The organism is Thermococcus celer Vu 13 = JCM 8558, from assembly GCF_002214365.1.
Taxonomy (GTDB): Archaea; Methanobacteriota_B; Thermococci; order Thermococcales; family Thermococcaceae; genus Thermococcus; species Thermococcus celer.
On record NZ_CP014854.1, the window covers coordinates 1,858,323 to 1,866,819 of the forward strand.

Annotated in this window: 6 protein-coding genes and 1 pseudogene; 2 read left to right on the plus strand and 5 right to left on the minus strand. The window is 56.4% G+C overall.

Annotated elements, in window-relative coordinates:
• Positions 1–40 precede the first annotated feature (40 nt).
• From A3L02_RS10090 to A3L02_RS10100, 3 genes are all read right to left on the minus strand, one after another.
• Positions 41–703 carry a Ribonuclease P protein component 3 gene (locus A3L02_RS10090; protein WP_088863885.1) on the minus strand — a complete coding sequence of 221 codons (663 nt, stop codon included), beginning with the start codon at positions 701–703 and terminating at the stop codon, positions 41–43.
• A gap of 29 nt (positions 704–732) precedes the next feature.
• Positions 733–1,188, minus strand: a complete 456-nt coding sequence (locus A3L02_RS10095; RefSeq protein ID WP_088863783.1) for an RNA-binding protein — start codon at positions 1,186–1,188, stop codon at positions 733–735.
• A 196-nt stretch (positions 1,189–1,384) separates the two neighbouring features.
• The gene (locus A3L02_RS10100; RefSeq protein ID WP_088863784.1) at positions 1,385–1,969 is read right to left on the minus strand and encodes a 50S ribosomal protein L15e; all 585 of its coding nucleotides are present in this window, start codon (positions 1,967–1,969) and stop codon (positions 1,385–1,387) included.
• A 129-nt stretch (positions 1,970–2,098) separates the two neighbouring features.
• Here A3L02_RS10100 and A3L02_RS10105 point away from each other — a divergent pair, with 129 nt between their 5' ends.
• Together A3L02_RS10105 and leuS are read left to right on the plus strand one after the other, a co-directional pair.
• Positions 2,099–3,169 (plus strand): M24 family metallopeptidase, encoded by a 1,071-nt coding sequence (locus A3L02_RS10105; RefSeq protein ID WP_088863785.1) that lies wholly within the window; start codon positions 2,099–2,101, stop codon positions 3,167–3,169.
• Positions 3,170–3,327: 158 nt separating this feature from the next.
• Complete coding sequence (gene leuS / locus A3L02_RS10110) at positions 3,328–6,225, plus strand: leucine--tRNA ligase (RefSeq protein WP_088863786.1); 2,898 nt, start codon at positions 3,328–3,330, stop codon at positions 6,223–6,225.
• A gap of 53 nt (positions 6,226–6,278) precedes the next feature.
• On the opposite strand, the pseudogene A3L02_RS10115 reads toward leuS, so the two are convergent.
• A pseudogene (locus tag A3L02_RS10115) lies at positions 6,279–6,786 on the minus strand (helix-turn-helix domain-containing protein).
• Positions 6,787–6,993: 207 nt separating this feature from the next.
• On the minus strand, positions 6,994–8,427 hold the full coding sequence (locus A3L02_RS10120) for a hypothetical protein (RefSeq protein ID WP_237268605.1): 1,434 nt from the start codon (positions 8,425–8,427) through the stop codon (positions 6,994–6,996).
• Between the last annotated feature and the right edge of the window lie 70 nt (positions 8,428–8,497).

Below are 8,497 nucleotides of genomic sequence, written 5' to 3' on the forward strand. Positions count from 1 at the left end.
GCCCGTCCCGTTTATCCTTTCCATCCCACCGGCTTTGACGTCATTTCTCCAGCCTCGAGAGGATCCTCCTCGGGTGGAAGTTCAGGCTCGCCTTCGCCTGGGGCATCCCCATACCGAGGTTTATCCCGAGGCTCATGAGATCGCGCGGGGAACGGACCTCCCACCTCGTTTCGGCGGAGCTCGTGATGAACCTCGGGACAGAGTACTTATCGACAAGCCGCCACGCCTTCGCCATGAAGCGGAGGAGCTGGACCCTCTCGTAGGGGCTGGCGTTGAGGAGCGGGGAGAGGGAGAAACCTATCGCGACGCCCTTTCTCGCGGCTATCCTCGCGAGGACGTGGTCGAAACCCGGGTCCTTCCTCCCGAGCCAGGGGTTCAACAGCGCATCGACGCCGTTCTCGAGGGCGAAGCGGTTTATCCGCATGTCGCCGCCCTGGACGTACAGCAAAGCGTTGAGGTTGCGTTTCCTGACCTCCCTGATGAGGCTCGGCTTTTTCGTGACCACCAGCAGGGCGACCCTTCCGTAGCTCCCCCGGAGTTCCCTGAGTTCTTCCCTCAGTGAGGCCCAGTCAGGGGATTCCTCGAGGACGAGCTTTTTGGTGAAAACGACCTCGTCGAACCACTCGTTGGCCAGATCGTAGGCCTCCCCACTCCTGACGTCCATCTCGACGAAGTGATCCCGCGAGAAGGAAACTTCTCCCATTCCTTCCACGGGTTCATCCTTCTCCCCGGTCATTCCCCCAGCCACTCCCTCACGGCTTTCACGACGCTCTCCTTCCTCATGGGAAAGGCCTTGACCTTTATCCTGACCTGGATCGTGTCCCCACCCTCGTCCACCTCGGGCTCGCCGAGGTATGCCTTCTGCTTGTTGAAGCGGACGTATAAAGTTCCTTCCTCATCAACCTTCTCGTCGAGGTTCTCGAGGATGTAGCGCCTATCTTCCTCGCTCAACAGCTCCCTGAAGTGGTCGAGGAACTTCCTGACGGCCTTGCTCCGCTTTATCTCAACGTTGACGACCTTAATCGGATTCCCGAAGAAGCCGGTGGTCTCGTCCACATCGAGGGTTACGTCCTCGTCCTCTATCTCTTCCGGGATGAAGGTTCCAACCGCCTCGAGGACCTTGTCCTCATCCTCGGTAGCCTGGATGAACGTGGTAATCCTGACGTGGTGCGCCCTTATCTTCGCCATCCCCCTCACCAGCGAGAGTTGGGGGAGGCGCTTTAAAAGGTAACCGTCACCCTTGTGGAGAAACGCACTCGGGCATTCGGCGCCATTCACACGGCCACTACCGGGAAAAGGTAACAGACCCGGCAAAGCTCTCATCGGGAGAAAATTGGCCGAAAATCAAGGGTAAAGCGGAGAATCAAGAAGTGGAATGAAGGGCTCACTTTGTCTTGCCCTTGTTGGCCCTCACGCTTGGCCTGACCTTCTCCGCACCCTTGCCCTTGTTCCTCAGGCCGCGGCCCTTCCTGCCGGCGCTGGTGAGTCCCCTGAAGACCCTGCCCTTGTGGGCCTTTCCGGTTATCCAGTTGATCTTGGGGTCGGCCTTGATGACCGGGTGGTGCGGATCGACCATTATGACCTCGAACCACTTGTACATTCCATCCTCGCCGACCCAGTAGCTGTTGAGGACCTCGAGGTTCGGGAACTTCCTCGCGGCCTTCTCCTCGGCTATCCACTGGAGGCTCTTCTTCGGGCTGTACTTGACCTGACCCATCTTGCTCGGCTTCCTCGCGCCCTTCCACCTGGGCCTCTTCCTTCCACCCTTCCTGACCCTGACGCGGACCATCACGTAGCCCTGCTTGGCCTGGTAGCCGAGTGAGCGGGCCCTGTCGAGTCTGGTGGGCCTATCGATCCTCACGACGACCGGTTCCCTTCTCCACTTTATCATCCTGACCTTCAGAAGGTCCCCGACGTAGGTCTCCTTGGGGCTCTTCCAGGCTTCCCTAATGTACTTGTACATTCCCATCCTGCTCACCTCTTCCTCGTTTGTGGTTCTCCGCCGAGCGGAACATCCCGCGGGTCTTCCCCGCCCAAGTCGGTCGAGGTTAGAGGTTGAGTTTTTAAGCCTTGCGGAGAAACTCAACCGGTGAAACACATGCGCCTTCACAAACTCGTCTCGCTCATGAGGGAGGGAAACTTCGACGGTGCCCTGATAAGCCCGGGGACGAACCTCTACTACCTCACAGGGCTCACGGTTCATGAGGCCGGGGAGAGACCCACCATCTTAGCCGTTAACGCCGACGGCGATTACGGACTTCTGGCCCCGAGCCTCTACGAGAACGTCATAGGGGACTTTCCGGTTACGTTCTGGCGGGACGGGGAGAACCCCTACGAGAAGCTCGCGTGGATTCTGGCGGAACTCCACCTCTCTGGCGGCAGGATTTTGGTGGAGGACACGATGCGCGCGGACTGGCTCATCAACGTCATGAAACTCGGCCCCTTCGAGTTCCATCCTTTGAGCTCGCTCGTTAGGGAGCTCCGCATGAGGAAGGACGCGAAGGAGATAGAGAGGATGAAGCACGCGGCTAAGGTCGTGGACAGGGTCTTTGAGGAGCTCCTGAGCTGGGACCTCGTAGGCATGCGCGAGAGGGAGCTCGCATTAAAGATGGAGATGACCATCAGGGAGCTAAGCGACGGGATCTCCTTCCCTCCGATAGTGGCGAGCGGCGAGAACGCTGCCAACCCACACCACGAGCCCGGCGATAGGAGGCTCAGGAGGGGGGACATGGTCATACTCGACTACGGGGCGAGGTGGAAGGGCTACTGCTCGGACATAACCAGGACGATAGCCATCGGAAGGCCGGACGAGAGGCTGGTGGGGATATACGAGACGGTGAAGGAGGCCCAGGAGAGGGCATACAGGACCGTCCGCGAGGGGATTCCGGCGAGAGAAATCGATAGGGCCGCGAGGGAAACCATAGCGGAGGCCGGGTACGGGCGGTACTTCACACACAGGACCGGACACGGGCTCGGACTCGACGTCCACGAGGAGCCGTACATCGGGCCGGACGGCGAGGTTGTCCTCGGGGAGGGCATGACCTTCACGATAGAGCCCGGGATATACGTTCCTGGCCTCGGGGGCGTTCGCATAGAGGACGACGTTGCGGTTCAGGAGGGGCGGGGAAGGAGGCTCACGAGGGCAGAGAGGGAGCTCGTAAGGGTTTGAGGCAAAAGATTTAAATATCGAAAACCCTACTCGCTCCGATGCCTATGAGGGGGGAGTGTCTTCTCCGTCGCTGGAATCACAGTCGTGCATGATTTCCCCCGTAACCCCCCCTATTCTGAACGCTCGCTCTTTTGGAAAAATTCCGAGGAGGTATAACCATGGGAATCGACTTCAAGGCCATTGAGGAGAAGTGGCAGAGGCGCTGGCTGGAGGAGAAAATATTCGAGCCCGATATCAAAGCTAAGCCGAAGGAGAGGAAGTTCTACATCACCGTCGCCTTTCCCTACCTATCGGGCCACCTTCACGTGGGCCACGCGAGGACCTACACGATCCCCGACGTCATAGCGCGCTTTAAGCGGATGCAGGGCTACAACGTCCTCTTCCCGATGGGCTGGCACATCACGGGCGCTCCAATAGTCGGAATCGCCGAGAGGATAAAGAACCGCGACCCCAAGACGATACACATCTACCGCGACGTCTACAAGGTCCCCGAGGACGTCCTCTGGAAGTTCGAGGACCCGAGGGAGATCGTCAAGTACTTCATGAAGGCCGCGAGGGAGACGTTCATAAGGGCCGGCTTCTCCGTAGACTGGAGCAGGGAGTTCCACACCACCAGCCTCTTTCCGCCCTTCAGCAAGTTCATAGAGTGGCAGTTCTGGACGCTCAGGGATAAGGGACTGGTCGTCAAGGGGGCGCACAGGGTCAGGTGGGACCCCGTCGTTGGAACCCCCCTCGGAGACCACGACATAATGGAGGGTGAGGACGTCCAGATACTCGACTACGTCATCATCAAGTTCGTTCTGGAGGAGAACGGCGAGGAGATCTACCTGCCGGCCGCAACGCTTAGGCCGGAGACGGTCTACGGCGTCACCAACATGTGGCTTAACCCGAAGGCGACGTACGTCAAGGCCCGCGTGAGGCGCAACGAAAGGGAGGAGACCTGGATAGTCAGCAGGGAGGCCGCCTACAAGCTCTCCTTCCAGGACAGGGAGGTAGAGGTCCTCGAGGAGTTCAAGGGCGAGAAACTGATAGGGAAGTACGTGAGGAACCCGGTGACGGGAGACGAGGTCATAATCCTGCCGGCGGAGTTCGTTGACCCGGACAACGCCACGGGGGTCGTCATGAGCGTTCCCGCCCACGCGCCCTTCGACCACGTTGCCCTGGAGGACCTGAAGAGGGAGACCGAGCTTCTGCTCAGGTACGAGATCGACCCCCGCGTGGTGGAGGAGATAAGCTACGTCTCCCTGATAGAGCTCGAGGGTTACGGCGAGTTCCCGGCCGTGGAGGAGGTTGAGAGGCTCGGCGTAAAGAGCCAGAAAGATGAGAAGAAGCTCGAAGAGGCTACCAAGACCATCTACAAGGCCGAGTACCACAAGGGCATCTTCAAGGTGGAGCCCTACGCCGGCAAGACGGTGCAGGAGGCGAAGGAACTAATAGCGAAGGAGCTCCAGGAGAGGGGCATCGCGGAGATAATGTACGAGTTCGCGGAGAAGCCGGTGATAAGCCGCTTTGGAAATCGGGCGGTCATCAAGATAATCCACGACCAGTGGTTCATCGACTACGGCAACCCCGAGTGGAAGGAGAAAGCTAAGGAAGCACTCGCGGACATGACGATATACCCGGCGAGCAGGAGGGCGCAGTTCGAGGCCGTCATCGACTGGCTCGAGGAGAAGGCCTGCGCGAGGAAGGTCGGCCTCGGGACGCCCCTGCCGTGGGATCCGGACTGGGTCATCGAGAGCCTGAGCGACTCCACCATTTACATGGCCTACTACACGATAAGCAGGCACATGAACAGACTGAGGGACGAGGGTAGGCTGGACCCGGAGAAGCTCGATAGGGAGTTCTTCGACTACCTGTTCTTGGAGGAGTTCAGCGGGGAGCGCGAGAGACAACTTGAGGAGAAGACGGGGATTCCAGCGGAGACGATACACGAAATGAAGGAGGAGTTCGAGTACTGGTATCCGCTCGACTGGCGTTGCTCGGCGAAGGACCTCATCCCGAACCACCTGACGTTCTTCATCTTCAACCACGTCGCCATTTTCCGGAGGGAGCACTGGCCGAGGGGCATAGCGGTTAACGGCTTCGGAACGCTCGAGGGCACCAAGATGAGCAAGAGCAAGGGCAACGTGCTGAACTTCATCGACGCCATCGAGGAAAACGGCGCCGATGTGGTTAGGCTCTACATAATGGGCTTAGCTGAGCACGACAGCGACTTCGACTGGCGCAGGAAGGAGGTTGGTAAGCTCAGGAGGCAGGTCGAGAGGTTCTACGAGCTGGTGAGCGAGTTCTCCGGTTACGAGGCAGAGGAGACGGAGCTGAAGGACATCGACAGGTGGATGCTCCACCGGCTGAACAGGGCCATCGAGGGAACCACTCAGGCGCTCGAGGAGTTCAGGACGAGGACGGCCGTGCAGTGGGCGTTCTACTCCGTCCTCAACGACCTGCGCTGGTATATGAGGAGAACGGAGGGCAGGGACGATAAAGCGAAGCGCTACACGCTCAGGAAGCTCGCCGAGGTCTGGGTCAGGCTGATGGCGCCCTTCACGCCGCACATAAGCGAGGAGCTCTGGGAGAAGCTCGGCGGCGAGGGGTTCGTGAGCCTCGCGAGGTGGCCCGAGCCGGTTCCGGGGTGGTGGAACGAGACCATCGAGGCGGAGGAGGAGTTCCTCAAGAGCCTCATAGAGGACATCAAGGAGATCATCAGGGTCGCGAGGATAGAGAACCCGAGGAGGGCCTACATCTACACCGCACCGGACTGGAAGTGGCGCGTTGCGGAGGTCGTCGCGGAGAAGAGGGACTTCAAAGCCTCGATGAGCGAGCTTATGAAGGATCCGGAGATGAGGAAGCACGGCAAGGAGATAAGCAGGATGATTCAGCGCCTGATAAAGGAGAGGGCCTTTGAAGTGAAGCGCATCGACGAGGAGAAGGCGTTGAGGGAGGCCAGGGACTTCATCGAGAAGGAGCTCGGCGTGGAGGTGATCATCAACCCCGAGGAGGACAGGGGCGGAAAGGCAAAGCAGGCGATGCCGCTGAAGCCCGCGGTGTTCGTGGAGTGAGGTTAAACTTCCCCCTTCTATTTTTTCTGCGTTCTCTTCTTGAAGTCATTCTGTTAGGATAACTGGGGCATCACCTCCTGAAGCCATTCAGCAACATCACCAGGTGGTCGACCAAACCGAGAATGCTATAAAAGTATACCAGAAAGCAAACAGAAAAACAAACCTGTGAACTCTTCTCCAGTCCTTACCCCTGAAATTATTCCAGAAACGCCTCGTTCTCTCCTTAAGGGTCCTGAACCAGCGCTCCACCCCCAAAAATCACGTGAACAAAATCCAGTCCCAGGGACTTAAAGGCAGACTTGTACGGGTCTCGTCAACTGCGATGAAATTTCTCTGTTTTTTCACTGTGAGGAGTTTTGGCTGGTAAATTGTTTCTGCGAGTTTTTGGACTGTTTCCCAGACTGTTGTGTGGCTGATTTCTAGTATTCTGGCGACTTGCCTGTAACTGAGGCCTCGCAAGTATAATTCTACTGCTCTACTTTTCTTTTCTACTGGAATCTTATTCCGACGAAAAGGTTTTAAGACTGAAATCATCCAGTAAATAATGGTTCCAGTCTTCATTTTCTCCTCTCTTTTCTGAAGTATTGTTAGAAACTTAAACCTAACGCCCTACTGCTTATCCTAACAGTATGGGACTTTTTATCCAAGGATTTATATGCCCTTCGGCGAACCGTAAACCCGGTGATCCCGTGACGAACGTTTACCATAAGGGGTATCGATAAATACATGATACATGAAGAAAAAGCAGAGGGTTATGAAAAAACACCTTCAGCCCCCGATGCCCCCTTCGGAGGTCGCACACATGCCCGTCCTCGGATCACACGGCGGAGACGGGGATTTGCCATCCGTTATAACACTGAATACCAGAGGCACATTAACCTTTGACCCACTCGATCCCACCTTAACACCCAGAACACTGTACATCGCATAACAATCTTTCCTGGGTTTAACTTGGATGCTATACTCTACAAAGGAAAATGCGTTCGTGTATTTGTGGAATCCAATCGTCAGGCTGAGCGCGTTAGCCAGTCTTCCAAGGGCGGGGTTTATGCCCGCGAGGTACCTTCCTCCTGCATAACCTATCGGAATGCTCAAACTGGAGCTCGAGGAGAAGGCACTGCTTTGAGATTGTCTGACGTAGACGGCCCCCTCCCAGCTTCCGGCGTTTAACCATTTCCTCCTCCATTCCGCCTCCTTCGAGATCCCCCACATGTTGGGGGTCGTGGTGATTCTCGGGGCGTTCTCCCCCTGTGATTCTGTAAAGTAGGTGCCCCCCGTGGCAGACTCCCATATCGTGTACTTTCCGGTGGTGTGGATCTTCACCGGGTACACCTGGGCCATATCAATATCCACGTACTCCCCCATGAGCTTGTCGTAAGCTGAAACTCTGGCGTGGGCAACAATGTACTCCACTTTAATGTTAAGGTACCTCTCCCAGCTGGCAGAATTAACGGGAAGGTCATTGAACGATTGGTAGTCTACGTCCAGCCCCCAGCCGTCGAAGTGCGCTCCCCTGGATACGCTGAGGAGTGTGAAGGGTCCGACGTCGATTCCGACCGTCCAGTAACTGTAAGTACTCCTGCTGAGCACGAGAATCCAGTCGAAGTTCATTTTTTCTGCCACGTTGTTCTCCACTTTTAGGCCCATGACTGATATCCATTCGTTGAAGGTTTTTGTTTTTGCGGTGCTTTCGAATTGCAGATCCCACTGCGGGTTTAGGCAGTACCTGCCTCCGAAGTCCATCCAGCCTCGCGGGCACGAGGTGGTGGTTTGGACTCCAATGTTTCCCTTCGGGCTTGTGTTTCCTTTCAGGTCGAGTGCGTTCTCTTCGTCGAGTTTGATCTTGCTGGTGGTCATGCTTTTGATTCCGAGTTTTCCGTTTTTGGTGACGTAGAGTATGAGTGGGGTTGGTGGGGCGTAGAGGGCTTTTTCATCGTTTGAGAGGGCTTTAACCCATTCTCGCCTTGGTACTTTCACGAAGGTTGGGAGGAAGCCTGGTTTTCCTTTTTTGAGGATTTTGACGCTTCCGTTTGGGAGGGGGTAGTAGATGATATAATTGCCGGAGCCTTCTATCTTGTACACGTCGTAACCGAGGATTCTGGTTACGGATTCATCATTGCTCGCGGTGTAATTCAAGGCTCCCGCCAGGGTCCCTCCAAGGAGAATCAACACTAAAACTACTAACAGAGATTTCTTCCTCACCAGATAATCACCATAGTATTTTGCCCTTTATTGATTTATAAAATTTACTATTTGAAATCCGGAGACGGTC

What these genes read in the sequence shown, in the direction of transcription:
- A3L02_RS10090 (WP_088863885.1), bottom strand. Translation starts at nt 703, where the DNA reads ATGGGAGAAGTTTCCTTCTCGCGGGATCACTTCGTCGAGATGGACGTC.
- A3L02_RS10095 (WP_088863783.1), bottom strand. Translation starts at nt 1,188, where the DNA reads ATGGCGAAGATAAGGGCGCACCACGTCAGGATTACCACGTTCATCCAG.
- A3L02_RS10100 (WP_088863784.1), bottom strand. Translation starts at nt 1,969, where the DNA reads ATGGGAATGTACAAGTACATTAGGGAAGCCTGGAAGAGCCCCAAGGAG.
- A3L02_RS10105 (WP_088863785.1), top strand. Translation starts at nt 2,099, where the DNA reads ATGCGCCTTCACAAACTCGTCTCGCTCATGAGGGAGGGAAACTTCGAC.
- leuS (WP_088863786.1), top strand. Translation starts at nt 3,328, where the DNA reads ATGGGAATCGACTTCAAGGCCATTGAGGAGAAGTGGCAGAGGCGCTGG.